We start from the raw sequence: 26,921 nt of genomic DNA, 5'->3' as shown, positions 1-26,921 counted from the left end.
ATGTTCCTCGCAGAAAATTTCAGCTTGATTGATCATCAGGATCGATAAAGACGTTGACCGGGAAATCCCCCAGCGCAGTGCTGATCAACAGCTCCTTGTCTGGTGTGACTGCGCGTGTATGAAAAAGTCCCTTCCAGTTTTCGGTTGGCGCGGCGAACGGTAATTTCACTCGGGTATCGCCCCAAACCCGCGCATTGACCTGGGGATGCACACCGTTTTCCAGCAGGCGATAGGGCCAGCGCGGCACCACCACCAGTGCGCGTTTGCCCTGGTATTCGCGGCAGAACGCGACCACGTGCTCGGCGTGTCGACCGACCACGTCCAGGGGCGTGTAGCTGCCCCGATGGAACAGTTCAGGATCGGCCTTGCGCAAGGCCAGCACCTGGGCGATCAAGGCTTGTTTGATACGCCCGTCCCGCCAGTTGAACAACAGCTTGCCGATGTCCGGTGGGGTATCCAGCGCGTGCTGCCGTGCGTTGAAATCCACCGGGCGGCGGTTGTCCGGGTCGACCAGGCTGAAGTCCCAGAACTCATTGCCCTGGTACAGGTCCGGCACACCCGGCACCGTGACTCGAAGCAAGGATTGCGCCAGCCCATTGAGCGCGCCAGCGGGGGCAATCGCTTGGGCGGCGGCGCCGATGGCGGTGCGCAGTGCGCGGCCTGCGTCGCTGAGCAGCAGGCGCGTGAGAAACGTTTCCACGCCCTGTTCGTAAGCCTCGTTGGGCGCGCTCCAACTGCTCTGCAACTTGGCTTCGCGCAGGGCCTTTTGTTGCCATTGCCAGAGGCGTTGTTGATAGGCTTCGAGTGCCGGCCGGTCGTCCAGGTGCAGGTCCAGCGGCCAACTGCCGAGCAGTACCTGATAGAGGATCAACTCATCGCCTGCCGATGGGCTGCTGGCGTCGTTGCGCAACGGCGCGGCGAGGCGGCGCCAATGCGTCACCTGTTCGGCATACCACCCTGCGCATTCGCTCAACACGGCGAGGCGGGCGCGGCTGTCTTCACCGCGTTTGTGGTCGTGGGTGGCAGTGGCCAGCAGGTTGTCGGGGAACGCCTGCAAGCGCTGCTGATTGGCCGCGTGAAAATCGGCCAGCGGTGCGCTGAACTGTTCGGTACTGAAGCCCACGTCGTTGCGCGACAGCAACACCGCCGAGCGATAGAACGCGGTGTCTTCCACGGCTTTGGCGGCGGCCGGCGAGGTCAATTGCTGGAAGCGCACGCAGGCGTGCTTGAGCAGCTTGCGCTCGCGGCCGAGCGGGCGATTGCGCCACGGTTGGCCGCCCAACCATTTTTCCAGGTTGTCCAGCACCGGCCAGTCGCCTTCGCTCAAGGTGCTGCGCGCGCCCGCCAGGGCTTGCAGGAAAAACGTGTCGTCGCGTTCGCTGCGGCCACAGGCGCTGATGTAGGTGCGGTACACCGGGAAATGCACGATCAGTTCCTGCAGGGCGCGGCGGATCGCGCCGAGGGTCAGGTCGCGGCTCATCACGTCGTCGCGGGCCACTTGCAGCAAGGCCTGGGCCACGCTTTCGAAGTCGCCGGCGAGGGAGCCGTTGAGGATCTGCCGGCGCGCCAGCCAGGCTTCTTCGATAAAGGCCGACGGCCGTTCGCTGTGCCGGGTCCACAGCTCGGCCAGCGTTGCGAAGCCTTGCGGGCGGTGTTGCAGCAGCGACAGCTGGTTCATGAATTCGTAACCGGTGGTGCCGTCCACCTGCCAGTCCTCGCGCAGGGTTTCGCCTTCGCCGAGGATTTTTTCGACGAAAATCGGCAGATGACGCTCGGGCGACAGCGTATCGACCCGCCGCCGCAGCTTGCGGCAATACCCGCGTGGGTCGGCCAGCCCGTCGATATGGTCGATGCGCAGGCCATCGACCAGCCCCTGGCTGATCAACTCGAAGATCTTGCCGTGGGTGGCTTCGAACACGGCACTGCGTTCTACGCGCAGGCCGCCCAGATCGTTGACATCGAAGAAGCGCCGCCAGTTGATATCGTCCGCCGCGGTGCGCCAACTGGCCAGGCGATAGGCCTGTTGCTCCAACAGCCCGTGCAGGCGCTGGAACCCGTCGGGCTGGCGTGCGTCGAAGGTGCCCAGCCGCTGTTCGATGGCCTGCCGCACGGCGTTGTCGGTGGCGCGTTCGGCCAGGGCTTGTTTGAGCCAGGCCGCTTCGGCGTAGGCATCGCTCTGGTAGGCGAGGGTGCTGAAGCGGTCGGCGAGGGGCTTGAGCAGTTCATCGGCGCCCAGAATCGTCGCGTAATCTTGTGGGCAGATCGGGAAGCGGTGTTCGTAGTGCTCGACGGAAAAACTGCCGTGCGCGGCGTCGAAGTGCAGGGTCAACGTGCCGGTTTGCAGGGCTTCGCCGTAGTCGCTGGCGAGGAACGGCATGAGCAATTGGCCCTTGAGCAGCGGGTCGGGCGAGTGCCATTGAATGTCGAAGAATTCGCAGTAGGGACTCAACCGGCCCCATTCCAGCAGGTCGAGCCACCAGGGGTTGTCGGCGCCGCCCACGGCCATGTGGTTGGACACGATATCGAGGATCAGCCCCATGTCGTGTTGGCGCAGGGCGGCCACCAGGCGGCGCAACGCCGCTTCGCCGCCCAGCTCCGGGTTGACGGTGGTGGGGTCGACCACGTCATAGCCATGCATGGAACCTGCGCGGGCACTGAGCAGCGGTGAGGCATACAAATGGCTGATGCCCAGCTGGGCAAAGTACGGCACCAGAGCCACCGCGTCATCGAGGGTGAACCCTTTATGAAACTGCAGGCGCTGGCTGGCGCGCAGGGGCAGAGCTTTCATCGGTCACGCTCATGGGCTTGATTGCGTGCCACCGCCAGCAGTTCCAGGCGGCGTGCGGCACCCGCATTGTCGAGCAGGCTCGCCGCCTCGCCTGGCAGGCGGCGGCGCCAATTGGGGTGGGTGTCGATGGTGCCGGGCAGGTTGGCTTGTTCTTCGAGGCCCAAGGCATCTTCCAGCGGCAGCAGCACCAGCGGCGCGCGGGTGTGGCCGAGGTAGCGCACGCTGGCATCGATCATGTGGTCGGTTTCATTGCGCACTTCATCGACGAAGTTCTGCGGGTCCTGGCTCAAGGCCTGGCGCAGTGCCTGGCGTTCGCGCAGGCGGTGCTCGCGCCATTGCTCCGTGGTGGGCGCATCGATCAGGCCGAGCTGGACGTTCCAGTCGATGTCGCGGCTGTGCCACCAGCCATTGAGGGTTGGCAGGTCGTGGGTGCTGGTGGTGGCCAGGGCGTTGTCCGGCCAGTCGAGGATCGGCTTGAATTGGCCATCATGACCCTGTTCGAACAGCAGCACGCGCATGCCCAGAATCGAGCGGCCGATGAGTTTGTCGCGCAGGCCGTCGGGCACGGTGCCGAGGTCTTCGCCGAGGACGATGGCCTGGTGGCGGTGCGATTCCAGCGCCAGCAGACGCAACAGATCGTCCACCGGGTAATACAGGTAGGCGCCGTCCTGGGGCGAGGCATCCATGGGCATTACCCACAGGCGTTGCAGGCCCATCACATGGTCGATACGCAAGCCGCCGGCATGGGCGAAATTGGCCCGCAGCATCTCGATAAACGCACGGAAGCCGTGGCGCTTGAGGCCTTCCGGGGCGAAGGCGGAGATGCCCCAGCCCTGGCCGGCGCGGTTGAGAATGTCCGGCGGCGCGCCGACGGTCAGGCCGGCGAGCAATTCATCCTGGCGGCTCCAGGCCTGGCTGCCGCCACCGTCGGCGCCGACGGCCAGATCGGCGATCAGGCCGATGCTCATGCCACTGCCACGGGCGGCTTGTTGGGCGCGTTCCAGGCAGCGCGCGATCAGCCATTGGCCGAAGGCGTAGAAGCCGATGTCGTCGCGGTTTTCCTCGGCGAAGCGCAGGAGCGCCGGGCTTTGCGGGCTGCGCCATTGCTCTGGCCAATGGCGCCAGTCGAGGTCTTCGCCAGCGGCGGCGCGCGCGGCCTGGACCGCTTCGAAACGGCAGTGGTTCTCCAGGGCTTCACCGCCCGCTTGGCGGAAACTGAGGAAGTCGGCGTGTTGCGGGTGTTGACCGTGGCGGAAGTCGTCGTACAGGGCACGCAACAGGCGGTGTTTGGCCTTGGCTGCGGTGGGCCAGTCGATCAGGGTGTGTTGTTCGAGGGTGTGCAGCTCGTCGGCCAGACCGCAGGCCTCGATGGCATTGCGCACCTGGCGCTCACCCAGGATGCAGCCGGGTGATGCGTACAGGCTATTGAGAAACAGGCGGCTCGACGGCGAGTACGGGCTGTAGCGCTCGGGGTCGGCGCTGAACATCGCGTGCATCGGGCTGATCGCCAGCGCGTCGGCACCGCGTTCGGCGGCCGAGCGGGCCAGGTGTTCCAGCGCCAGGGTGTCGCCGAACCCGCCGTCGCCGAGGCGGCGCAGGGCGTACAACTGGGCGCTCAGGCCCCAGGCACGTGGGGTTTGACTGTCGACGGCATCGGCGACGCTGTAGCAGTGACGAGGGGCCACGGCCAGGGTGAAGGCCTGGTCGGCGATATGCACTTGGTGGTAGCCGAGGGCGATCACGCCGGGCAGTACCGCGTTGCCGTCGAGGCGTAATTCGAGGACTTCGCCCTCCTCGAGGCTGACCCGGCAGACGGTGTCGGGCGCGAAGTAGCGCGCCAGGTCCAGGCCTTCGCCACTGTCGACGGTGAGCAAGGGCGGCAGGTGCTTGTCCTGTTGCACTTGCTCCAGGTCTCGCAGGCTGGCGTCAATCTCGGCATCGCTGTCGGCCGGGTGGCCCAGGCCTTTGAGGACGGCGCGCAGGGCGTCCGGTTTGACACGTTGCGGGCGGCCGTTTGCGTCGATCCAATCGACCGCCAGGCCCGCTCGGCCGGCGAGGATTTCCAGGTTCGCTTCGCTCAAGGGTGCTCTCCAACAGGGGATAGGGTAACGCGTGCGCTGAAGGGCGCCAGGTGCGCGTGGTCATGCGCCGGCGTTTGGAACAGCACATGCTGCGCAGCGGGGTGATCCAGGGCCGTGGCACTCAGGTTCAGGTCGATCTGTAACAGGCTGCCGTTGCCCAGGCGCCAACGCGCACTGACGGCGCGATCTGCCAGCACCCGCGCACCGAGGGCCACGCTGCCAGGCAGGTGCGGCACGATATGCTGGTGGCGCAGGCGCAGCAGGTGGCGATAGAACTCGGTGTGTTCGTTGGCGGCGAATGACGGCGCCGATTGCTCGAAGGTCGGCAGCGCGTTGGGATCGGGAATCCGCTCGCGCCGCTCGGGGTCGTGGAACGCGGCGAAATCGGCGAATTCATTGCGACGTCCTTCGCGTACCGCTTCAGCCAGTTCGCCATGGTGGTCAGTGAAAAACAGAAACGGCTCGCTGGCGTTGACTTCATCGCCCATGAATAGCAACGGGATCATCGGCGACATCAGTAGCAAGGTGGTCGCCGCCTTCAGCGCCTGGGGCGAACACAGTTGGTGCAGGCGTTCGCCGAGGGCGCGGTTGCCGATCTGGTCGTGGTTCTGCAAGAACGCGACGAAGGCGGTGGGCGGCAAGCCGCTGCTGGGTTCGCCGCGTGCATGCCCGTGGCGCGTGGTGTGGCCTTGGTAGACAAAGCCGTCGCTGAGGCAACGTGCGAGTTTGGCGGTAGGCGCTTGGGCAAAGTCGCTGTAGTAGGCATCGGTTTCGCCGGTCAGCAGCACATGCAATACGTTGTGGAAGTCGTCGTTCCATTGCGCATCGAAATCGTGTTTCAGCAGGCTGGCCTGGTTCAGTTCGTTTTCCAGCACCAGCCAAACATGACGGCCGATGTCGACCTGCTGGCGCACCCGGTGCGCCAGTTCCCGCAGGAAACCGGGGTTGTCGATGGCGTGTACCGCATCCAGGCGCAGGCCGTCGAAGCGGTAGTCGAGCAGCCACATCAGGGCGTTGTCCAGAAAGAAGTCCCGCACTTCACGCCGCTCGAAGTCGATGCCGGCGCCCCATGGCGTATGTACATCTTGCTGGAAGAAGTCTTTGGCGTACTGGCCCAGGTAGTTGCCATCGGGGCCGAAGTGGTTGTAGACCACGTCGAGCAAGACCGCGAGCCCGTGTTCATGAGCGCTGTCGATCAGATGCTTGAGCTGTTCGGGGCTGCCGTAGGCGGCGTGCGGCGCGTAGGGCAGCACGCCGTCGTAGCCCCAATTGCGCTCGCCGGGGAATTGCGCCAGGGGCATCAACTCAATCGCGGTAACGCCCAGTTCGGCCAGGCGTGGCAGGTGCTGCTCGACGGCTGCGAAGCCGCCCAGCGCGCCGACATGCAGTTCGTAGATCACCGCTTCATGCCAGGGGCGGCCCTGCCATGGGTGGTGTCGCCATTCATAGGCGAGCGGGTCGACCACCAGGCTCCAGCCATGCACGTCCGAGGCCTGGGCCCTGGATGCGGGATCGGGGACATCCATTTCCCCATCGATGTTGTAGCGGTAGCGCGTGCCTGCGGGGCACTTTATCTCCGTTTCGAACCAGCCATTTGCCTGGGGCAGCATGGCGACCGAGCGGCCATCTTGCAATTCAACGCTGACATAAAACGCGTCTGGCGCCCACAAGGCGAAACGCGTGTGTTGCGCGTCCAGCATGATTGCGCCGTGGGGCCAGGTTTCCAGAGTCCGTAACGGCATCTATGAAGACCTCCCTTGATTATTTAGTCGATTTCCCCAGCGCCTTGGCCACCAGTTGTTCATACAGTTCGGCATAGGGTTCGACCGCCTGGCACCAGTTGAACGGTTGGGTCATCGCCCGGCAGCGCATGGCGTTGAGCAGGCCTGGGTAGGCGAACACTTTGAACGCACGGTTCAGGGCTTCGCGGTAGCTGTCCACGGTGGACTCGTTGAACAGGAACCCGGTGACGCCGTCTTCGATGGTGTCCGCCAGGCCGCCGGTGTTGCGCGCCACCGGCAGCGAGCCGAAGCGCTGCGCGTACATCTGGCTCAAGCCGCACGGTTCATAGCGCGACGGCATCAGCAGGAAGTCGCTGCCGGCAAACATGCGGCGGGCGTCGGTTTCGTTGAAGCCGATGCGTACACCGACCTGGCCCGGGAAGCGCAGCGCCAGTTCGCGCATGGCCTGTTCTTCTTCCGGCTCGCCACGACCGATGATCGCGATCTGGCCGCCGTTCTCGACGATAAAGCTGGCGACCGCTTCGGTCAGGTCCAGGCCTTTTTGATAGACCAGCCGCGAGACCACGGCGAACAGCGGTCCGGTGGAGTCATGCAGGCCAAACAGGTTGCGCACGTGGGCGGCGTTGACTGCCTTGCCTTCCCAATCGCCGATATTGAAGTTGTGGGTCAGGTGCGTGTCGGTGGAGGCTTCCCAGCTTTCATCGATGCCGTTGGGAATGCCGCTGAGCAAGCCTTGCTGGGTCTTGCTGGCGAGAAAGCCGTCCAGGCCGCAGCCGAATTCCGGGGTGGTGATTTCCTGGGCGTAGGTGGCGCTCACGGTGGTGATGTGGCTGGAGTAGGCCATCCCCGCCTTGAGGAACGACATCTTGCCGTAGAACTCCATGCCTTCCTGTTGCAGCGCATGGGGCGGAATGCCCAGCTCCGGCGTGGAGGCCAGGCTGACCACGCCCTGGTATGCCAGGTTGTGGATGGTGAACAGGGTCGGTGTGCGTGACCCACGCCAGTGCATATAGGCAGGGGCCAGGCCGGCGGGCCAGTCGTGGGCATGCACCAGGTCCGGGCACCAGTGGATCTGGGCGAGGTTGGCGGCCATGTCGGCAGCGGCCAGGCCCAGGCGCGCGAAGCGGATGTGGTTATCCGGCCAGTCGCGGCCGTTGTTGGCGCCATAGGGCGTGCCTTCGCGCTCGTACAGTTCGGGGCAGATCAGTACGTAGATAACCAGGCCATCCTTGAGGTCCATGCGCCCGATCTTGCATGGCGGCAGCGCGGCGTGGCCACCCAGTTCGCCGATGATATGGATCGGGTTGTCGCTTTCCATCACCTGCGGGTAACCGGGGATCAGCACGCGCACATCGTGCAAGTGCCCCATGGCGCGGGGCAGGGCGGCGGAAACATCGCCTAGGCCGCCGGTCTTGACCAGGTCGGCAAATTCGGAAGTGACGAACAAGACTTTCTTTCGATTGGGGTTATGACTCACGACCGGCCGCACAGCATTGGGCAGATCGACCAACGATGTTGGCCCCCCTGCCGATTTACTAAAACGCTCTCCCTGAGTTTCTACTGCGGCACTGATCATAGTTCTCTCCCACATGTTGGTTGGCTGGTGGCCCGCTGCCACTAGCTCCGAAGACCGCTTCCTGCGGCCAGACGCACAAGCGCTATACAAACTGGCAAGGCTTGTGCCAGTTGCACGGTTAGCTGAAATAGATTGGATGGACGGGCATTCGGTCTGAACCGCTTATGCACGCCTTACCCTAAACCTGACCTACGGCAGAGTTTGAAAGTTTCGATTTTTTGCGGGGCTTTTGTTTTTGAACGGACCCATCGAGCTTGAGTCTAGGACAAATCCTAAAGACTGTAGGGTTTATGTGGAAATTTTGTAGGACAAAAAAACTTGTAACGATATGCGACGTTAGAAAACGGTATGGGCGCCTGGCGATCGGTGGATAGCGCGTGGCGAGGGCGCGCGGTCCGGTTGGTGGGCTGGCGCCCCGCTTCAGGGGCGTTTCGGGAGCAGGCGCCTCGTCACCGCAGTGCGCGTGCGCTGAATTGGTGCGTCAGCCGAGCACGCGAATGGGCGTGCCCGCGGCCCAAGCCTGGATATCGGCAATCATCTGCTGATAGAACTGCCGGTAATTCTGCTCGCTGACATACCCGACGTGGGGAGTGGCCAGTACGTTTGGCAAGCGGCGCAACGGATGATCGACCGGCAATGGCTCCTCGGCATACACATCCAGCGCGGCTCCCGCCAGGCGGCCGTTGCTCAAGGCCTCCAGCAGCGCCGGTTCGTCCACGATCGGCCCGCGTGCCGTATTGACCAGGCGTGCCGTCGGCTTCATCCAGCCGAGCGCCTCGGCATCCACCAGCCCACGGCTACGCTCGCTGAGGACCAGGTGGATGGTGAGAATATCGGCCTGTGCGAACAAGTCGCGCTTGCTGACCCACGTCACCCCGGATTCCGCCGCGCGTTGCGGTGTAAGGTTTTCACTCCAGGCAATCACCCGCATCCCGAACACCTGGGCAAATTGCGCGACCTTCTGGCCAATGCTGCCCAGCCCCAGGATTCCCAGGGTCTGGCCATGCAGGTCGCCGCCCAGACCCACCTGCCAGTGACCGGCGCGCAGGGAATTGGCTTCGGCCAGCAGGTTGCGCGTGGACGCCATGATCAACGCCCACGTCAGCTCCGGTGCCGCGTGTTTATAGCTGTCGGTGCCGCACACCTGGATACCCAGGGCTTTGGCGGCGGCAAGGTCGATGGCGGCGTTGCGCATGCCACCGGTCACCAGCAGCTTGAGGTTGGGCAGGCCTTGCAGCAACGGGCTATCGAAGGTCGAACGTTCGCGCATCACGCAGATCACGTCGAAGCCTTTCAGGCGCTCGACCATCGTGGCGGTGTCCGCCGGGTAATCATGCAGAAAATGCACCTGGCCGAGCGCCGCCAGGGCTGACCAGTCCACCACATCACGGGCGACGTCTTGCCAATCATCAATGACTGCGATCTGTAGCGACATACGCGGGCGCCTCTTAATAACGTTGGATTAAAGGTGGTCGAGCCCCTGCAGCAAGGCCTTGTGGAACTGCGCCGGTTCTTCCATCTGCGGTGCGTGGCCCAGGCCGGGGAATTCCACCAGGGTGGCGCGGGGGATCAACTTGGCTACCTGTTTGCCCAGCACTGCGTAGTGCCCGATCTTTGCCTTCACCGCCGGCGGCGCGAGGTCTTTGCCGATGGCGGTGGTGTCGCTGGTGCCGATCAGCAACAGCGTGGGCACCTGCAGGTCCTTGAACTCGTAGTACACCGGCTGGGTGAAGATCATGTCGTAAATCAGCGCCGAGTTCCATGCCACCTGGGTGTGGCCGGGGCCTTTGTTCAGGCCGGCGAGCATCTGTACCCAGCGCTCGTATTCGGGCTTCCAGTGGCCGGCGTAGTAGGTGTCGCGCTCGTAGCTGCGGATGCCGTCGGCGCTCACCTGCAATTCGCGTTCGTACCATTGGTCGACGCTGCGATAAGGCACGCCGAGGGCTTTCCAGTCTTCCAGGCCGATCGGGTTGACCAGCGCCAGTTGCTCGGTTTGCTCTGGGTACAGCAGCGCGTAGCGGGTGGCGAGCATGCCGCCGGTGGAGTGGCCGAGCAGGGTGACCTTCTGAATGCCGAGTTTTTCCAGCAGTTGGTGGGTATTGATCGCCAGTTGCTGGAAGCTGTACTGGTAGCTGTCGGGCTTGCTCGAGGTGCAGAAGCCGATCTGGTCGGGTGCGATCACGCGGTAACCGGCGTCGCTCAGCGCCTTGATCGAACCCTCCCATGTGGCGCCGCAGAAGTTCTTGCCGTGCAGCAGCACCACGCTGCGACCGTTGGCTGTGCCGCTGGCCGGGATGTCCATGTAGCCCATGTGCAGGGATTTGCCCTGGGACTGAAAGCGGAACTGTTGAACCGGATAAGGGTATTGGAAACCCTGCAGTTCAGGCCCGTAGCTGGGGCCTTCGGTGGTGGCGAATGCGGGCGCTGCGCCGGCGGCGAGCAGGCCGGCAACGCAAAAGGTGCGCAGTAGAGGCATGGCGGGGCTCCGAGTGGGGAGCTCGGATGCTGTTTGCAGGCGATTAAGTGGGGATTAACACCCAGTGCAGGGTCAGCGCGGCCAGCACGCCATAACGCACGCCCTTGGCCAGGGTCACCAGCAGCAAAAAGCGCCACAGCGGTTCGCGCATCACCCCGGCGATCAAGGTCAGCGGGTCGCCGATGATCGGCACCCAACTGAGCAATAACGTCCAATGCCCCCAGCGTTCGTAGTGGCGGCGCGCCTTGTCGAGTTGCCGGGCGTTGACCGGAAACCAGCGCCGCGCCTTGAAGTGCTCGATCGAGCGCCCCAGCAGCCAATTGACCAGCGAGCCGAGCACGTTGCCCAGCGTCGCAATGCCCAGCAGCCACCACAGGCTGTAATGCCCGCTGAGCAGCAGGCCCACCAGCACGGCTTCCGATTGCAAGGGCAGGAGGGTGGCGGCGCCGAACGCCGCAAAAAACAGCCCCAGGTAACCCGTCAGCATCGATCAGTGTGCCGGGTAGTCGGCCACCACCACATCTTTACCGTCGCGGGTCAGGCCGATGACTTGGTAGGCGTCGCCGTGGCCGTCCATTTCCATGCCGGGCGAACCCATGGGCATGCCCGGCGCGGCGATACCGAGCAGATCATCGCGCTTGCGCAGCGCCAACACGTGCTCGGCGGGTACGTGACCTTCGACGAACTTGCCGTCGATCACGGCGGTATGGCACGAGCCCAGGCGCGGCGCGACGCCGAGGCGTTGTTTGACCGCGCTCATATCGGTCTCAACGTGATCATTGACCTTGAAACCGTGGCTTTCCAGATGGCGGATCCATTGTTTGCAGCAGCCGCAGTTGGCGTCGCGGTGTACGTCGATGGGGATCAGCTCGGCCGCCTGGGCCAGGCCGGTGGTCAACAGGGCTGAAAGCAGGGCCAGTCGCAATGGGGTTTTCATGGGGCGTCTCGCAAGTCAGAGAAGATTGTGGGATGGGCGCTATCATGCCAGTTTACGTCCACCGCCAAACCCCCTTCAGGTGCTGGGTTGACCTGCGTCCTGTGGTTTCAGCGAAACTCGAACCGTTCGCTGTGCAGGTTGGCCGGTGGAATCCGGTGGGCGTTCATCAGCTCGCGAACCTTGACCAGCAAGCCTTTGGGGCCGCAGAAGCTGATATGCACTTTGTCGGGGTCGGTCTCGGCCACGGCTTGGCGCAGGGTGTCGGCCAAGCGTTCGAGGCCGCCGGCATTACTGACGAATTGCGCACCCCGTAAGCGGGCCATGGTCTGCACCTGTTCGGCCGGCGGGAAGGCGCGCGCGGGCGTGAAGCAATAGACCAGCGTGGCTTTGTCGAAGTCTTTGGCGGCAGGGTCTTGCAGCCAGGAAATAAACGGCGAAATGCCCACGCCGGCGCCGATCCAGATTTCCCGTTCGGCCTGCACGGCACGCTTGAAGCGCCCGTAAGGCGCATACAGATCGGCGCGCATGCCGACCTTGGCGCAGTCTGCCAGGGCGTTGGTGTAATCCCCCAACCCTCTGATCATGAACGCAATCTGCCCGTTTTCACGGTTAGCGCTGGCGATCGTGAAGGGGTGCGGCTCGCGCAACCCTTTGACCTGCATGGCCAGGAACGCGAATTGCCCGGCCTTGAAGTCAAACCCTTTGTGAATTGGCGCCAGTGTCAAATGCAACGCGCCGTTGGCGCGGTTGACGGCCGTCACCCGGTATTCGCCGGCACGCCCAACCCAGGGGTAAAGCACCAATTTATAGAGGGCTCCGATGACGCCCAGGCTGCAGCACAAGGTCAACCAGACGCCCGATGGCGCGGTCAGGGTGATCGGCGATTTGAAACTCAGCCCGTGCAGGATCACGATCAGGAACAGCGGGCCAGACAACTTGTGCCACCAGCGCCAGACGTTGTAAGGAATGTTGCGGTTCAACGCCAACAGCACGATCAGGCCCAGCGCCACGTAGCTCAGTTGACGGACGAGGCGCGTCCAGTATTTGGGCAGCTCCAGGATGGGCACGCTGTTCCACACATCCAGGTTAGCTTTGAACACAAAGTGATACGTGGCGAACACCAGCGCCCAGATGCCCAACCACTTGTGTACTTCATAGACGCGATCCAGGCCGCCAAACACGTTCTCCACCACCGACCAGCGACTGGCCAGTACACAGGACGCCGCCATGTACACCAGCGCGCAAGTGCCGAGCAGCAAACTGAGGGTCGCTGAGGTCAGCCACGTCTTGACCGGTATATCCATGAGTAACGTCAACGTCGTGATCAGGAAGAGGACGACGAGGCAGTGACGGGTTTTCAACGGGTGCTCCTAGGGTTTCTTCGGGGGAGTGAATACTCATCTCACATTTTTAGGTTACCCGGTTACGTGAAGAGCGGCCTTGACGTCGGTCATGCGCAAGGGCACAGGCCATGGCCTGGCCCCCGCGCTGAAGTCGACCGAGGTTTTTCGCTCAGTTCTTGAAGGTCGAGTGTTTACGGCCCTGGTCGCACAGGGCGAACACCACCACCAGCAGTGCCGCGATCGCGAGGATAATCACCACCCCGCCTGTGGCGTGGGTCGGCGACGCGGCCACCAGGGACAAGGCTCCCAGCGGTGCCAGGCCGCCGGCGATAGCGGTACCGATTTCGCGGCCGGTGCCGAAGCCCGAGGAACGCGTCTGGGTCGGGAATTGCCGGCTTAAGAACGAGCCCTGGGGCGCGAACATCATGGGAGCGAGCAGGCCGGTGCCGACGCCGATGGCAATGTAGATCATCAGGCTGTCGCCAGTGTCGAGCAGGGCCAGGAACGGGTAGGCAAACAACAGCGAGCAGACGCCGCCGAGTACCAGCACTTTTTTGCTGCTCCATTTGTCGCACAGCCAGCCGAAGCACGGCACCGCGACGATGGCGATCAGGCTGGCAATGGTCACCGACAGCGACGTGACGTGCACATCGACGCCTTTGAATTGAGTCAGGTAGGCCAGGGAAAACGTCTTGAAGATATAGCTCAGGGCGTTGTAGCCAATGGCTACGAAGAACACCACCGCCAACCCCTTGAGATCGTTCTTGAACAGCGCTTTGAGTGGCGAAGGCTTGGCGACCTTGGGTGCCTGGCTCAGCTCCTTGAACTCCGGGGTTTCCGGAATGCTGTTGCGCACCCACAGGCCGACGCCCACCAACGCGATACTGCAGATGAACGGGATACGCCAGCCGCCTGCCAGCATGAAGTCGTTGCCATTGATGGTCAGCAGGTACACGGTCAATGACGACAGCAGCAGGCCCAGGTTCAGGCCCAACGCCGGCCAGGCGCCCTGGCTACCGCGCTTGCCTTCCGACGCGTGCTCGTAGGAAGTGACCGCCGCGCCCGACAACTCGGCCCCGGCGCCCAGGCCCTGGATGATCCGGATGAACACCAGGATGATCGGCGCCCAGATGCCGATGGAGGCATAGCTGGGGATCAGGCCGATCAGCGTGGTACACACGCCCATCATGCAGAAGGTCAATACCAGCACCTGCTTACGGCCGAACTTGTCGCCCAGGTAGCCGAACAGAATGCCGCCGAAGGGTCGGGCGATAAAGCCGATGGCGAAGGTGGAAAAGGCCATGAGCGAGGCGGTTTTCGGGTCACTGTTGTCGAAGAAGATCTTCGAGAACACGATGGCCGCCATGGTGGCGTACAGGTAAAAGTCGTACCACTCCAGCATCGATCCGAAGATCGTGGCGGCGGCGACTTTGCGCAGGCGTTTTTTGCTTTGTGCCGGCGTTTCCGGGGCAGCGGTATGCGGTGTTGCCGTCATTCTGTACTTCCTTCTGAGTCATTATATTTATTGTCAAAGTGACGCTTGTGGCGATGGCCCGGGAAGGGCCGGGGATGCGGTGTCAGCCGGGTGTGAACATGCGATCGGCGATCATTTCGCCGATGGGAATCGCCGAGGTGGCGGCGGGTGAGGGCGCGTTGCAGACATGGAGCATGCGGGGCGTCTGGGCGAACAGAAAGTCGTGGACCAGGCTGCCGTCGCGCATCACGGCCTGGGCGCGGATGCCTGCTTCGTAGGGCAGCAGATCTTCGCGGTTCAACGACGGGCAGTACTTGCGGCATTGCTCCAGGTAGCCGGACTTGAACAGTGAGTTTTTCATCTCGACGCTGCCCGAACCCAGGTTCTGCCAGAGGGTTTTCCAGAAACCGGGGAAGCTGGCGTACTGCGCCACGTCGCGCCAGTTGATCGAGAACTTGCGGTAGTTCTCCCGGCCCAGGCCCAGCACGGCGTTGGGGCCGACCGTGATGCTGCCGTCGATCATCCGCGTCAGGTGCACGCCGAGGAACGGCAGTTCCGGGTCCGGAATCGGGTAGATCAGGTGGTTGACGAGGTTGTTCTTCGAGGCCGGCAGGCGGAAGTACTCGCCGCGAAAGGGGATGATCTGGTGGTCGATCTTGACCCCGGCCATCGTCGCCAGCCGATCCGACTGCAGGCCGGCGCAGACCACCAGGTGCCTGGCTTGCCACGCTTCGCCGCGGGTGTTGACGGTGACCTTGTCGGTGTCTTCCGAAATGGCGGTGACGGTGCGCTCCAGGCAGATCTCACCGCCTTGTCGGCGAATCACCTGGGCCATGGTTTCGCAGACTTCGCGGTAATCGACAATGCCGGTCGCATCGAGAAACAAGCCGCCCAGACCGATGATGTTGGGCTCGCGCTGGCGCAGTTGGTCGGCGTCCAGGCGTTCGACCTTCAGCTCATTCAACTGCGAGCGCGCATAAAGTGCCTCCATGCGCTGCATTTCCAGGGGCGTGGAGGCCACCAGCAACTTGCCGCACACCTCGAACTTGATCCCGTGTTCGCGGCAAAACCGTTTGGTGGCCTCGGCGCCGCGTTTACACAGATCGGCCTTGAGGCTGCCGGGGGCGTAGTAGATGCCAGCGTGAATCACCCCACTGTTATGCCCGGTCTGGTGCTTGGCCAGCGAGGCTTCTTTTTCCAGGATCACCAGTGAGGCGTTGGGCTGGCGTTTGAGCAGCTCCATCGCAGTGGCCAGGCCGACGATGCCACCGCCGATGATGCAGAAATCGTAAATCATGGTTTGGAGTACCTAAGGGCTGCACATTTCAGTCTGCTTATCAGGTTGTCAGACTAATGTTTTTGTTAAAAAAATGGCGTGCCTGAGGCACGCTGCACAAAGCTTGGATCATTCAATTCGTGGCAGGCAGCTCAAGTTGCAGGCGTTTGGCCGCTGCGCGCAGGTGCGCTTCGGCATTGGCTGCGGCCGCTTGGGCATCACCGTCGGCGATGGCCTGGTAAAGCGCCTGGTGTTCCTGGGTGGCGTCGGCCGAGCCACTGGCAAAACGCGACGCCGAGTTTTCCCAGGCGGTTTTGCGCGCACTGGCCAACTGGCTGCGCAGAAAGTCGTGGAAGGCGACAAAGTAGTCATTCTTGCTGGCTTCGGCGATGGCGCGATGAAACTCGACATCGGCGAGGGCGGCGGCCTCGAAGTCGGCGCGCTGGTCGTGCATTTCCCGCAGCGCCTTCTGCATGCGCTGCAGGTCGTCGGCATCACGGCGTTGGGCGGCGATCGAGGCGGCCTGGGTTTCGATCCACAGGCGCACTTCGAACATCTGCGCCAGGTCCGGACGACGACCGTTTTTTTCCGGGAAGCGAAACACCGTACCCGCAGGGGTTTGCGAGATAAATGAGCCCAGGCCACGCTTGGCTGTCAGCACACCATCGGCCTTGAGTTGGGCAATGGCTTCGCGCACCACCGAGCGGCTGACGTTCAGTTGTTCAGCCAGTTGCTGTTCAGTGGGCAAACGCGACTCGGGCGCCAATTGGCCAGAATCGATTTCGGCGCGGATGGCGCTGACGACCCGTACAACGAGCGAGTCAGGGCGCTGGAGCTCAAGCATGGAAAAAACCTTGGTAGTCAGGTTGTCAGACAATAGAGGTTACGCTTTTGCCTTGTCAAGATGTTGCCGGAGATGTTTGCAGGCTGTCCGGTCGTTGGGTCGATAGGCTCGCCGTCGAGACTAAGGCGCATCGCGGCCGTGCGGAAGCTCGACGGTATGTTGGCTCATTCGACGAAGGCGGGGTTTTCCAAGCGTTGCTTGAGCTGGTCCAGCGCAACCGTGGACAGCTCCACCATGCGCTCGTGCAAGCCGGCCAGTTGCAGTTCGGTTTCATAGGTCAACACGCGCTTGAACAGCGTGCCGTCACGACAGGCGTGCAGGCTGTAGTGAATCGAGCCGTCGACGGCCAGGGAGGTGAATACCGCCTTGAATTCTTCCGGCGGCCGGGCGATCTGCACGCGGTAACTCATCGGCACCCGCACGCCCAGCAGGTCGATCACCTCGGTAAAGCGCGTGCCGGCGGAGAGTGAACCGGTGGTGCCGGTGTCGGCACTGAGGGAGGTCGGGTGCCATTCGTGCCAGCGATCGGGCTGGGTTACATAGTTGTAGACAGCCTCGATAGGCGCTTGGATAAAGCGTTCCTGACTGATCCGCTCCAGGCGGACCGACTGCTCGACAGCGCGCATGGAACACCTCCTGTGTGGTGAAACTCTGCACCCGGAGCTGTCAGGATAGACCTACTCCCATGCATTGCACGGGAGTGTCTCATTAATTTATCACTGCACCTTGAAGCGGCTCATCAGCGCGATCACCCAGGCATTGGCGTTGAGCAGGCTTTGCGTATTGGTTTCAGTGGCATGGCCGCTTTGCACCCGCTCTTCGACCATATGTCGGATATGGACCATGCTGCGGTTGATCCACTCGGTCACAGCGCTTTGCTGCTCGGCAGCCGTGGCGTTCTGGGTGCTGAGGTTGTTGATATGGCTGACCGGCTGGCGTGTGAAGGGTGTACTAGAGACCGTCCCCCTGAGCACTGAGATCAAATCGGTAACTTTTCCTAAGCGGTTTACCCATTTCTTCGAGCAGACCGTTCTCAGTGAAGGGTTTTGGATTAATGGTGCTTGGTGGCGTGGCGGGGTCGTTATCGAGGTCAAAAGGTTCTGCATCGCTGGGCAGGCCAACGACTTGGTGTTCTAAATGCGGGACGACGTCCGTTCTGCCTGATTCCCGACGTTGGGTACTCTCACCCGCCAGGAACGTGCCGGTGGCGCCATTGTAGGCATGCCCAATCTCGTGAAAGAGGCCGTTTACGGGAAACCCTGTAAAGGTACCGTCAGCTCGCTCCCGGGTAGACTGGGGGTCATAAAAAATGTGGGCACTATTGGCGCCCAAACCGGCCACACCATTTTGGATGATTCCCTGCTCCGATGGGGTGAGAGCTTCGTATGCCTCAGGTGTCAGCTCGTCCTGATCAGTTCTCCAGAAAATGTATGACGTGTTGCCCGAGTCACCTCGTTCGATGGTGACTTTGCCGCCGTTCAGCACGGCGAGTTCATCCATTTTGGCAAGGGTCTGTTGGCCTAGCGGCGAACTGCGCAGGAATTCGAGGTCGTCGGTTACCCGTTGTTTGAACTCCAGGTGCCCGTCTTTCACGATGAACGCCTGCTCGCCGGCGTTGCTGGGTTTGACCTCGGTGAAAGCCGAGCCTTGGGTACGGTCGAAATGATCACTGGCGTTGGCGTAGATACGGTCTTTGCGCTGATTATTCAAAATGGTGTCGTGGCCTTTCCCTGTATAGAAGGTGGTACGGTCGCGCCCTATAAGAAGATCATCGTCATTGCCGCCATGTGAAACCGTATGCCCGCTGCCTGAGACGAGTACATCTTCGTTGTCGCCACCGTCCAGATAACTCTGCTTGGTGGCGGGACCGTCGCCGGCAATGAGCAGGTCCATGCCCTTATTGCCATACATCACGGCATGGCCGCTTCCCCCAAGGATGGTGTCGTCGCCGTCATTGCCCTCGGCATAGCCGAGACCACTGCCCAGTTGCAGGAAGTCCTTGCCGTTCCCGCCATAGAGTCTGCTCCGGCCGCCGCCTGCCCGGATGTAGTCGTTGCCATCGCCCCCTTCAACGTCAACACGAAGCTTGACGTCATCGTCGATTATTACCGTGTCATCGCCCCCTTGGGTCTCGATCCAGAGGTGCTGCTCCGGGCCCTGTTTTTCTTTGATGTCGAAAAAATAGGGCTTGTCGTTGATCAGGATTTGCAGCTTGTCGCCGGGCCAACTGCGTACATGGATACGGTCCGAATGGTTACCGCTTTCCACTAAAAGCCAATTGTTCATAATCTCCGGCTTTTCAGGGGTCGATGTATCCCAGTCAATGAGTCGACTGATTGTCACGTCGCCGTCAGTGTGCAGCGGGTGTTTTCTGCGGTTACTGTCGTCTGGCGTCAGATCGGATGGGGGATCGTAAGGCGAGGGTTTATCGCGAGGGGCAGGTTGTGGCGTGTGGGTATGAGTGGCTGCGAAATAAACGAGAGGAAATAGCATCGGCGGGGCCTTCACATTCAATGAGGTGAGCATCTGATTGCGCATCAGGGCTGCCCATTCCGTGGTGGGTTGGCTGAAAGTGTTCCGCAGGATGGCGAGAAGCTTGGTGCAAAATGTTTCGTGCCGGCGGTGATCGGCGGGCCAAACGCGCCCTTTGAAGGCAGGTGGATAAGCGACGGCTTGAGCGGTCTCGCTCTGCGCAGGGAGAGCGAGACGCACGTGTGATCAGCGGTGGTAGTAACCCGGGCCGCCACCGTAGTAACGGTGGTCATGCCAGCCACCACCGTGTGGGAAAATGATGCAGCCGCTCATGCTCAGGATGATCAACAAGGGAATCAGCAGTGTGATTCGACGGAACATTTCAAAATCCTCTAGGGTACTCATAGATTGAATCAGGCGACGGGCAAGCCAAAGTTTTTCATCGCCTGTAACATGAGACCCTGCCGACCCGATTCCATCCCCTCCAGCGGGTATGTATTTGGCATGTTCGGCGATACAAAGTGGATACATTCTCAAGGTTCAGGAACCCGTCATGACGCAAAAGCAACGTTTGAAATACTCGATTCTGATCTCCCTGGTCGTACTGGGGACGATGTTTGGCCTGTCCTACTTGCAGAACACCGGGGTTATCAGCGAAAAAACGTTCCAGTACATCGCCATTGCGGTGGCGGTCACCGTGGTCGTGATCAACGGTGTGATGCGGCGCAAGGTCAAGCCCAACTTCTGATTCTGCTGCGTGGGTCAGGCGCGGCCTTCGAGCACTTTGGCAGCCTCTTCATGGAGGCTGTAGCTTTTGTCGGCATTGAGGGTGATCACGCCCTCGCTGCACAGGCGCTTGAGTACCTCGCGCACGCTGAGAAACGACAACGGGATGCCCAGCTCCAGCAAATGGCTGTGTACCCCGCGTACCCCAAGGGTGCGCTGGTTGTCGGCGGCGGTGAGGAGGGCGTCGATGACCTTCAGCCGGATCAGGCTGGTGCGCAAACCAAAACACTTGAGCAAATGGCGGATGCGCTGATTGCCGTGCTGTTCAGGTGCGCTGCCGAACGCTTGGGCGCCTCTGCCATGAGCGGCCTCGGCGGTCGGTGAATGTCCGTCCGTGGGCAGTTGCGAGTTGTACATGCAAAAACTCCTTATCAGAGCCTGATCAGGAAAATGATGGCGCTGTTACCTAATAAGACGAACGAGCGATGCAAATCATGAAGTGCCGGATGTAGAAAATTTGTCGGTATCCGCTTTGTCACATTGCAATCGCTCTGGATAGACGTCTTCTGGCTGCTGTTCCCGTCACACCGGCCACACTTCGCCGGCGAAAATCTGCAGGTCGCCGGTCAAGTCATCCGCAGGGGTGAGGGTGCCCGAGGGGCCGGGGCGTGGGTCCGCCGAGCGAACGCCGTAGTTAACGCGTCCGGCTCTTCCATACACGGCGATGCCGGTGGCGCCGGTCAATTCGGAGAGGCCCAGAACATTCTGGGTGGTATTGAGATGATGGCGCCCTACCAGGGCAACCCACTTGTCATCGCCTGCGTGTTGCTCGATGGTGCGGGTGGCGTAGTAGTTGAACTCTTCGAGTCGTCGTTTGGCCTGCGCAGGTGTCTTGATGGGGCCGCCGAACAGGTGGCGTTCGTCGTTGTGCCGCGTCAGGTAAAAATGGTCAAGCGGTACGATTTCGATCCCGTTGTCTTCGAATTTCTTCAACAGTTCGCCCAGGGTCGGGCGTTGGTTGGGAGGGCGGTATATGAGCCCGATCCGGCCCATGCCATCGTCTTTCCAGCGCATGATTTTGTCGTACACCAGGCCTTCGACGAATAGCTTTTTTACCTTGTTCTGAACAAACACATCGACGTTGTCATACAAAGTTCGGAAAGCCGCCAAGCTGCTGTGGGATTCGCCGAATACCAGGCCAGGCGCCGTGCGAAAAGCATCGGCAATCACATCGCTCGTTTTCTTTGGCGCGGGAATGTTTGGAAACTCGGGGCGGGGGGGCAGCCCGTTTGCGGCCATGTGCGTATAAAAATCGCGCATTTCCTGGGCGAATTTCTCATGGGTTGCCTGCTTTCTGCTGGGGGTGAAATGGCCCTCGATGGGGCGGCCACGAATGCTGCTCACGTACTCGGCGTCGGGCAAATGGTCGATTTTACGCACCGGCTCGACTGGCAGCCCAGCCGGCGGTTGACTGAGTGGCGGACGTGACGGTCGGCTCAGCGGGTTGAAGCGATGATCGCGAGCCGATCGCCCCGGGTGTTGGGCAGTGGGTGAGGGCGGCATCAGCGTATGGGTAGGGGTGAATGCGTCGAGTGCGGGCCCATAAGGCCGCATGGCGTCTGAATCGAAGGCATACCATTTACCGTGTTGGCGTATGGCCGAGCCTTCCACTTGCTGCGTACCCACCTGTAAAACGCCTGTTGCGGCGGCCTCGTAACGTTGGCTGGCGATGACCAGCGACTGGCCGTTGGCCGTGCCGCGCAGCTTGCGGATGCCTTGCGCGCTGGCGCTGATGCCATCCGTGACAAGTCTGCCCGCACCCACCGCCAGGTCAACGCTGCCACTCAACGGGTTGAAGGCGTTGAGTGCGGTGACCCCGAGGATTTTGCCGCCGCGCGCCAAGGCACCCAGGGTTGAACCCGCGTTTGTCACTGCCTTGCCGAGCTTTGCGGTAGCGCCCAACCCGGCCGTCACAAAGCCAAATATATCCAGCGCCAGGTCAATCGCGCCGTCCTTGTAGTGACCGTTGCGCAAGTGGGTGATGGCCGAGCGGAGGGGGATCAGGTTCAATAATGCGTCCGTTGTTGAACTCACCCATTCGCGTCGCGCCTCGTCCGGGGTTTCGCCTGCGGCGTATTGCTTGACGGCAGGCTCATCAAACCCCAACGCCTTGATCAGTGCGTCGGCGATGTAGTGGGTTCGCGGACTTTGGAACGTGTTGAAGGTGGGGTATTGCGGTTCCTTTTCTTCGGCGTCGTAGTTGTGGGTTGAGCGATTGGGATGAAACGCTTCGATTTTGTTGACTTCGTCCGACACGTATTGGTGGGGCCGGCTGATCCTGCCCTGGTCAACCTTGGAGATGCTGCCGGTTGTGGTATCGAATTCGTATGTCTGATGGCTGTTTTGATATTCGCTGTGTACGAGGATCTTTGGGCTGGTGTGGAAGAGCTTGTCTTGGGCGAAAGGAATCAAGCTGGTGCGGTAGTCGTTTTCCTTGAAAAAACTGATTTTTCCATAATTGAGGCGTGTTCGATCGGCCAACGGCAGGCGGTCAATGGCACTGCAGCAACCTGGCGCCGAGATCCGCGCTAGCGAGGGAAGTCTTGCCGCTGTCGCTCAGGTGTTTGGCCAGTGCGCTGATCACACTGGCTGGCGACATGCCCCAGTGACTGTCGGCAGCGAGGTTGAAGCCCGCGACGGTATTTCTGCCAGGCTGTTCGATGGATTCGGGGTCCAGCCCCAAGTGGATCGCGCTCAGTACATAGTCGTTTGCGCTGGTATCGGTCGCGATGCCGCCGACCTTGGCCTGTATCGCCTGGCCCAGCTCCTGCGCCTTGGGGGTATCGAGGAGTTTCTCCAACGCCTTGGCCGGGTCCTGTAGCTCGGTACCGGATAGCGGATTACCTTCCAGCAGATACCCCAATGCTCCGCGCCGAGGGTCGAAAAGGGGCAGGCCCGGCAGTTTCTCGGTGTTGTCGGCAACGACGTCGCGCACCACGCGCTGGTGTTCCACGCTCAGCGGCAATGCCCAACTGAGCCCGCCGCCCAAGTTGCCCAATGGGTGCGACAACGAATGATTGATCAGTGCGTCGGCCATGTCGAAAAGGTCTTCACGCGTGGCCGGAATGTACGTGCCGTGGTGTGTGATGAAACGCTCAAGGCTGATTTTCTGCGGCGATTGATGCTGAAGCGCCGAGTCTGGATCGACGTCCATCAGGGTTTCTTGCAGTGCGCGCAGCACTGCTTCGGCGCTGGCTTGCGGTGCCAGTGACTGGGCGGCCTGCTTGAGTTGGCGGGCGAGCGTTTGCAGGTTGCGCCTGTGCGCCAATGCGGTTTTGAGGGCCTGGCGGTTGTCATTGCTGTCGACTTCTTGCTCTGTAGGCGGGTCTTCGACCGGAGCCATGTCGTCGGTCGCTAAAGCCGTGGGCAACAGCGGGTAAACAGGTTGCTGGGACGAGCCGGAGGTTAGGGTGACGGATGTCATGCTGAATACCTTCTTTCACACGGTGAGGCAGTCCTTGCCGACGAACGCCTTTGTATGAAGGCGCTCGTTTGGGTGTTGAAAGCAGGTGCTTGTGTTCCGCTTGCGGGCGGTGCGGGTTGTCAGTATGTGTAACGGAGGCCATCGGCACTTGGACTGGCCACCCTCGTAGCGGAGAAAATGACGCGGCCGCATTCGTACCTAAATTATTCGCGGGCTTTTGCGTTCTTACGTTGGGGTGATTGCCCTGTGAGGCGGTTTAATCTGACGGTGGGGTCTGCGTGATTATTTGTAACGGGTTGTCCAGGGTGTGTGTGACGGCGCTATTGCTGGGCGTGAGCCTGGCCGCATCCGCGCACGAGGCGGTGGTGCAGGCGGCGGCGGACATCCGACGCACCAGTTTCGGTGTGCCCCATATCCGCGCCAGTGATGAGCGCGGTCTGGGCTTCGGCATCGGTTACGCCTATGCCCAGGACAATCTGTGCCTGCTGGCCAACGAGGTGGTTACGGTGAGCGGAGAGCGCGCCAGGTTCTTTGGCCCTGAACAATCGACCCTGGAGGAGCGCAACAACGTTACCAGCGATGTGTTCTTTGCCTGGCTGAATACGCCAGAGGCGGTAGCCTCGTTCTGGGCGGCGCAGAGCCCACCGATCCAGCAGCGTATCGAAGGGTACGTCGCCGGCTACAACCGTTATCTGACAGAGCAGGGCGCTCCGGCCCAGTGCCAGGCGGCGTGGGTACGGCCGATCACGCCGCAGGATGTGATCAAGCTGACGCGCAGGCTGCTGGTGGAAGGCGGCGTCGGCCAATTCGCCGAAGCCCTTGTCGGCGCGACGCCGCCCAACACCACCGCCCATCGGCAGGGCGACGCCAAGGCCTTTGAGCTGGCCGCTGCGCATCAACAGCGTTTCACTCTGGACCGAGGCAGCAACGCCGTCGCCGTGGGCCGTGACCGCTCATTCAACGGGCGTGGCATGCTGCTGGCCAATCCGCATTTCCCCTGGATCGGCGGCATGCGCTTTTATGAGATGCACCTGACCATCCCTGGTCAACTGGATGTAATGGGCGCTGCACTGCCGGGCTTGCCGCTGGTGAATATCGGCTTTAACCAGCATGTGGCCTGGACCCATACCGTCGACACGTCCAAGCATTTCACCGTGTATCGCCTGACCCTCGATCCCAAGGATGCCACGCGCTACCTGCTGGACGGTAAATCCATCCCGCTGGATAAAGCCACGCTGACGGTGCAAGTCAAACAAGCCGATGGCAGCCTCAAAGAGCAGGCGCATACCGTCTACCGTTCGCAATTCGGCCCGGTGGTGCAATGGCCTGGCAAGCTTGATTGGGACAACCGTTACGCCTTCAGCCTGCGCGATGCCAACCTGGGCAACGACCGCGTGCTGCAACAGTGGTACGCGATGAATCGCGCCGGCAGCGTCAAGGAGCTGCAAACCGCGGTACACACCCTGCAAGGCATCCCGTGGGTCAATACCCTGGCTGCGGATGACCAGGGGCAGAGCCTGTTCATGAACCTGTCGGTGGTGCCCAACGTCAACGCGGCCAAACTCGCGCAATGCAGTGACCCACGGGCCGGCCTGCAATTGATCGTGCTCGACGGTGCCCGCAGCGCCTGCGCCTGGGACGTCGACCCGCGCGCTGCCCAAGCCGGGATCTTCGCGGCCGACCAGTTGCCGCAACTGGAACGTACCGACTACGTGCAGCATTCCAACGATTCGGCCTGGATGGTCAACCCCAAGGCGCCCCTCACCGGTTTTTCCCCAGTCATCAGCCAGGACAACACTGGCCTCGGCCCCCGCGCACGTTTCGCCGTGCAACGCCTGCAGTCGTTGGACAACCGGCCGATCAGCGTTGCCGACCTGCAAAACATGGTGATGGACAACCAGGTCTACCTCGCCAGCCAGGTGATGCCCGATTTGCTCGAATTCTGCGCCAAGCACCTCGGCGCCGACACCGCCACGCTGCAACCGCTGTGCGCCAGCCTGCAAACCTGGGACCAGCGCGCCAACCTCGACAGCGGCCTGGGCCTGGTGCATTTCATCAACCTGATGCAACACCTGCAGCACAGCCCTGACGCCTGGCGTGTCGCCTTCGACCCGGCCCAACCCCTCACCACCCCACGCGGCCTGGCCATCGAGCGAGCGCCCGTCGCCAAGGCCCTGCGCGAAGCCATGCTGGCCTCGACCGTCGAGGCCGGCCAACTCGGGCTCACCGCCAACAGCCGCTGGGGCGACCTACAAGTCTCCGGCCAGACCCCAATCCACGGCGGCCCGCAACAGCTTGGCATCTACAACGCCATGCAAACCGTGCCCCGCGCCGATGGCAAACGCGAAGTGGTCAGCGGCAGCAGCTACCTGCAAATCGTCACCTTCGACGCCAACGGCCCCCGCGCCCAAGGCTTACTGACATTCTCCCTGTCCAGCAACCCTGCATCGAAATACGCAAAGGACCAGACACACGCGTTCTCCGAGAAAAACCTCCGCCCGCTGCCCTTCAGCGAAGCGCAGATCAAGGCCGATCCGCAGTACCAATCGCAGGTCATCAAAGAGTAGGGCGCGCACGCAACCCCTTGATGCTAGGGCAGAATATTTTTTGAAATCAAGGGGTTGCAGGCAAAAGCAAATGAGTACATAATGGCGCCCATCGAACGCAATGAAGCATTAAAAACTTCAATGTATTCAATGAGTTAGAGTAGAGGCACGCTTTACATAGCCCACTCAAGTTTGTATGCGGTGAGTGCCAGCAACCAGGGTACTGATCGTTTGAGGCCGAGTAGCAAAATGGTTATGCAGCGGATTGCAAATCCGCCTACGCCGGTTCGATTCCGACCTCGGCCTCCACTCTTAGAAACCCCGTAGATTAGCGTCTACGGGGTTTTTTATTGTCTGCGATTTAAGATCGCTTCCGCAATTTTTTGAATCGCTTCCGCAACCCGCCTGATTTACAGGAGGCTCTAGCCTTAATTGGCAGCGGTTTTCCTGTGTCAGGTGCATTTTTTGTCGATCTTGGTGGCGGGTGATGTACTCATGAGTCTGCGATAATCGAGGTTAGGACGTGGTTGTCGATGCTGGGGCAATCCAGGGCTCAGAGATGGTCCGGATGGTACCTATTTGTGCGCAACCTGCGGGCTGTTGATGTCTCCAGCCCCGAAGCCCAAGGCCTAGGAAAAATTCCGGTAATGCCCAAGCCTAGTCCTACTGGGTCGAGGCCTTAGCAGCAGGGTGCTTTCGGCCCTCATGATCGAGAGGGAAACAATGAACAGGTTACTGGCGATAGTTTTAATGATGACGTCCCTGACGGCCTGCAATAGCCAAAACGTAAACAATTTCGAGCGGATAGATTCATCCGCTAAAAGCGTAACGGTGCCCGTCGGGTCTAGCGGTCTACTCGGGGGGCTCAAACAATCTTTGAGGTCAAATGGTTGGAAAATGAGCGTTTACAAAGGCGCATCAATCATTGAAGGAACAATGGGTAAGGAAACCTCACTCCAGCACTACGACACATTCAATACACGATATACCCTGAAAGTAGCTTACCAACAGGTAGACACCTGCATCTGGTGAACGAGCCCCATGAAAGACAGGACACCGTTTCCCCCTTACGATAAGGGATAGGCAAACGGGTATGTTTATGACTAACAGCAACGATAAGGGTGGTGAGCTGCTCGGCCAGGAACGCCGACGCCGC

Annotated in this window: 20 protein-coding genes, 1 tRNA gene and 1 pseudogene; 3 read left to right on the top strand and 19 right to left on the bottom strand. The window is 61.4% G+C overall.

Going from position 1 to position 26,921, the window contains the following annotated elements; translation table 11 throughout:
• Window positions 1–19 precede the first annotated feature (19 nt).
• The 16 genes and pseudogenes from TU80_RS12745 to TU80_RS33710 all read right to left on the bottom strand — a co-directional run bounded on the left by TU80_RS12745 (window position 20) and on the right by TU80_RS33710 (window position 19,390).
• Window positions 20–2,788, bottom strand: a complete 2,769-nt coding sequence (locus tag TU80_RS12745) for a malto-oligosyltrehalose synthase (protein WP_057004599.1) — start codon at window positions 2,786–2,788, stop codon at window positions 20–22.
• Entirely contained in the window at window positions 2,785–4,869 is a 2,085-nt protein-coding gene (gene malQ, locus TU80_RS12740) for a 4-alpha-glucanotransferase (RefSeq protein WP_057004598.1), read from the bottom strand. Before malQ ends, TU80_RS12745 begins: the two co-directional genes overlap by 4 nt.
• Window positions 4,866–6,611: a malto-oligosyltrehalose trehalohydrolase gene (gene treZ / locus TU80_RS12735; protein ID WP_046383594.1), complete on the bottom strand. Its 1,746-nt coding sequence runs from the start codon at window positions 6,609–6,611 to the stop codon at window positions 4,866–4,868. Before treZ ends, malQ begins: the two co-directional genes overlap by 4 nt.
• 19 nt (window positions 6,612–6,630) lie before the next feature.
• Window positions 6,631–8,187 carry a glycogen synthase GlgA gene (gene glgA / locus TU80_RS12730; RefSeq protein ID WP_079443969.1) on the bottom strand — a complete coding sequence of 519 codons (1,557 nt, stop codon included), beginning with the start codon at window positions 8,185–8,187 and terminating at the stop codon, window positions 6,631–6,633.
• A 481-nt stretch (window positions 8,188–8,668) separates the two neighbouring features.
• Window positions 8,669–9,622: a D-2-hydroxyacid dehydrogenase family protein gene (locus TU80_RS12725; RefSeq protein WP_017846391.1), complete on the bottom strand. Its 954-nt coding sequence runs from the start codon at window positions 9,620–9,622 to the stop codon at window positions 8,669–8,671.
• Between the two features lie 27 nt (window positions 9,623–9,649).
• Window positions 9,650–10,663 carry an alpha/beta fold hydrolase gene (locus tag TU80_RS12720; RefSeq protein WP_057004597.1) on the bottom strand — a complete coding sequence of 338 codons (1,014 nt, stop codon included), beginning with the start codon at window positions 10,661–10,663 and terminating at the stop codon, window positions 9,650–9,652.
• Window positions 10,664–10,706: 43 nt separating this feature from the next.
• Window positions 10,707–11,150, bottom strand: a complete 444-nt coding sequence (locus TU80_RS12715; RefSeq protein ID WP_017846389.1) for a YqaA family protein — start codon at window positions 11,148–11,150, stop codon at window positions 10,707–10,709.
• 3 nt (window positions 11,151–11,153) lie between these two features.
• The gene (locus TU80_RS12710; RefSeq protein ID WP_017846388.1) at window positions 11,154–11,600 is read right to left on the bottom strand and encodes a DUF411 domain-containing protein; all 447 of its coding nucleotides are present in this window, start codon (window positions 11,598–11,600) and stop codon (window positions 11,154–11,156) included.
• Between the two features lie 107 nt (window positions 11,601–11,707).
• Entirely contained in the window at window positions 11,708–12,961 is a 1,254-nt protein-coding gene (locus tag TU80_RS12705; RefSeq protein WP_057004596.1) for a ferredoxin reductase family protein, read from the bottom strand.
• A 151-nt stretch (window positions 12,962–13,112) separates the two neighbouring features.
• Window positions 13,113–14,438 (bottom strand): MFS transporter, encoded by a 1,326-nt coding sequence (locus TU80_RS12700; RefSeq protein ID WP_046383588.1) that lies wholly within the window; start codon window positions 14,436–14,438, stop codon window positions 13,113–13,115.
• A gap of 82 nt (window positions 14,439–14,520) precedes the next feature.
• The gene (lhgO, locus tag TU80_RS12695; protein ID WP_017846385.1) at window positions 14,521–15,714 is read right to left on the bottom strand and encodes an L-2-hydroxyglutarate oxidase; all 1,194 of its coding nucleotides are present in this window, start codon (window positions 15,712–15,714) and stop codon (window positions 14,521–14,523) included.
• A 112-nt stretch (window positions 15,715–15,826) separates the two neighbouring features.
• Window positions 15,827–16,537, bottom strand: a complete 711-nt coding sequence (locus tag TU80_RS12690) for a FadR/GntR family transcriptional regulator (RefSeq protein WP_046383587.1) — start codon at window positions 16,535–16,537, stop codon at window positions 15,827–15,829.
• A 164-nt stretch (window positions 16,538–16,701) separates the two neighbouring features.
• Complete coding sequence (locus tag TU80_RS12685; RefSeq protein WP_017846383.1) at window positions 16,702–17,163, bottom strand: SRPBCC family protein; 462 nt, start codon at window positions 17,161–17,163, stop codon at window positions 16,702–16,704.
• Window positions 17,164–17,253: 90 nt separating this feature from the next.
• Window positions 17,254–17,466 (bottom strand): annotated as a pseudogene (locus TU80_RS12680) (methyl-accepting chemotaxis protein); the annotation flags it as partial.
• A gap of 22 nt (window positions 17,467–17,488) precedes the next feature.
• Window positions 17,489–19,249: a M91 family zinc metallopeptidase gene (locus TU80_RS12675; RefSeq protein WP_234427215.1), complete on the bottom strand. Its 1,761-nt coding sequence runs from the start codon at window positions 19,247–19,249 to the stop codon at window positions 17,489–17,491.
• A 6-nt stretch (window positions 19,250–19,255) separates the two neighbouring features.
• Window positions 19,256–19,390: a hypothetical protein gene (locus tag TU80_RS33710; protein ID WP_017846380.1), complete on the bottom strand. Its 135-nt coding sequence runs from the start codon at window positions 19,388–19,390 to the stop codon at window positions 19,256–19,258.
• Between the two features lie 172 nt (window positions 19,391–19,562).
• On the opposite strand from TU80_RS33710, the gene TU80_RS12670 reads away from it, so the two are divergent.
• Window positions 19,563–19,757, top strand: a complete 195-nt coding sequence (locus TU80_RS12670) for a hypothetical protein (RefSeq protein ID WP_017846379.1) — start codon at window positions 19,563–19,565, stop codon at window positions 19,755–19,757.
• Window positions 19,758–19,771: 14 nt separating this feature from the next.
• Here TU80_RS12670 and TU80_RS12665 read toward each other — a convergent pair whose 3' ends face one another.
• The 3 genes from TU80_RS12665 to TU80_RS12655 all read right to left on the bottom strand — a co-directional run bounded on the left by TU80_RS12665 (window position 19,772) and on the right by TU80_RS12655 (window position 23,219).
• Window positions 19,772–20,152 (bottom strand): hypothetical protein, encoded by a 381-nt coding sequence (locus TU80_RS12665; RefSeq protein WP_017846378.1) that lies wholly within the window; start codon window positions 20,150–20,152, stop codon window positions 19,772–19,774.
• Window positions 20,153–20,317: 165 nt separating this feature from the next.
• Window positions 20,318–22,276, bottom strand: coding sequence for a membrane-targeted effector domain-containing toxin (locus tag TU80_RS12660; RefSeq protein WP_057004594.1), 1,959 nt, complete (start codon window positions 22,274–22,276; stop codon window positions 20,318–20,320).
• Between the two features lie 10 nt (window positions 22,277–22,286).
• On the bottom strand, window positions 22,287–23,219 hold the full coding sequence (locus tag TU80_RS12655; protein ID WP_057004593.1) for a hypothetical protein: 933 nt from the start codon (window positions 23,217–23,219) through the stop codon (window positions 22,287–22,289).
• A 278-nt stretch (window positions 23,220–23,497) separates the two neighbouring features.
• On the opposite strand from TU80_RS12655, the gene pvdQ reads away from it, so the two are divergent.
• Together pvdQ and TU80_RS12645 are read left to right on the top strand one after the other, a co-directional pair.
• Window positions 23,498–25,786 carry a bifunctional acylase PvdQ gene (gene pvdQ, locus TU80_RS12650; RefSeq protein ID WP_057004592.1) on the top strand — a complete coding sequence of 763 codons (2,289 nt, stop codon included), beginning with the start codon at window positions 23,498–23,500 and terminating at the stop codon, window positions 25,784–25,786.
• 214 nt (window positions 25,787–26,000) lie between these two features.
• Window positions 26,001–26,074, top strand: a tRNA-Cys gene (locus TU80_RS12645).
• The last annotated feature ends 847 nt before the right edge of the window (window positions 26,075–26,921 follow it).

Source organism: Pseudomonas veronii (assembly GCF_001439695.1).
GTDB classification, from domain to species: Bacteria; Pseudomonadota; Gammaproteobacteria; order Pseudomonadales; family Pseudomonadaceae; genus Aquipseudomonas; species Aquipseudomonas veronii.
This window is presented reverse-complemented; position numbering and strand designations above follow the sequence as displayed.

What these genes read in the sequence shown, in the direction of transcription:
- TU80_RS12745 (WP_057004599.1), bottom strand. Translation starts at nt 2,788, where the DNA reads ATGAAAGCTCTGCCCCTGCGCGCCAGCCAGCGCCTGCAGTTTCATAAA.
- treZ (WP_046383594.1), bottom strand. Translation starts at nt 6,611, where the DNA reads ATGCCGTTACGGACTCTGGAAACCTGGCCCCACGGCGCAATCATGCTG.
- glgA (WP_079443969.1), bottom strand. Translation starts at nt 8,187, where the DNA reads ATGATCAGTGCCGCAGTAGAAACTCAGGGAGAGCGTTTTAGTAAATCG.
- TU80_RS12725 (WP_017846391.1), bottom strand. Translation starts at nt 9,622, where the DNA reads ATGTCGCTACAGATCGCAGTCATTGATGATTGGCAAGACGTCGCCCGT.
- TU80_RS12720 (WP_057004597.1), bottom strand. Translation starts at nt 10,663, where the DNA reads ATGCCTCTACTGCGCACCTTTTGCGTTGCCGGCCTGCTCGCCGCCGGC.
- TU80_RS12715 (WP_017846389.1), bottom strand. Translation starts at nt 11,150, where the DNA reads ATGCTGACGGGTTACCTGGGGCTGTTTTTTGCGGCGTTCGGCGCCGCC.
- TU80_RS12710 (WP_017846388.1), bottom strand. Translation starts at nt 11,600, where the DNA reads ATGAAAACCCCATTGCGACTGGCCCTGCTTTCAGCCCTGTTGACCACC.
- TU80_RS12700 (WP_046383588.1), bottom strand. Translation starts at nt 14,438, where the DNA reads ATGACGGCAACACCGCATACCGCTGCCCCGGAAACGCCGGCACAAAGC.
- lhgO (WP_017846385.1), bottom strand. Translation starts at nt 15,714, where the DNA reads ATGATTTACGATTTCTGCATCATCGGCGGTGGCATCGTCGGCCTGGCC.
- TU80_RS12690 (WP_046383587.1), bottom strand. Translation starts at nt 16,537, where the DNA reads ATGCTTGAGCTCCAGCGCCCTGACTCGCTCGTTGTACGGGTCGTCAGC.
- TU80_RS12685 (WP_017846383.1), bottom strand. Translation starts at nt 17,163, where the DNA reads ATGCGCGCTGTCGAGCAGTCGGTCCGCCTGGAGCGGATCAGTCAGGAA.
- TU80_RS33710 (WP_017846380.1), bottom strand. Translation starts at nt 19,390, where the DNA reads ATGTTCCGTCGAATCACACTGCTGATTCCCTTGTTGATCATCCTGAGC.
- TU80_RS12670 (WP_017846379.1), top strand. Translation starts at nt 19,563, where the DNA reads ATGACGCAAAAGCAACGTTTGAAATACTCGATTCTGATCTCCCTGGTC.
- TU80_RS12665 (WP_017846378.1), bottom strand. Translation starts at nt 20,152, where the DNA reads ATGTACAACTCGCAACTGCCCACGGACGGACATTCACCGACCGCCGAG.
- TU80_RS12655 (WP_057004593.1), bottom strand. Translation starts at nt 23,219, where the DNA reads ATGACATCCGTCACCCTAACCTCCGGCTCGTCCCAGCAACCTGTTTAC.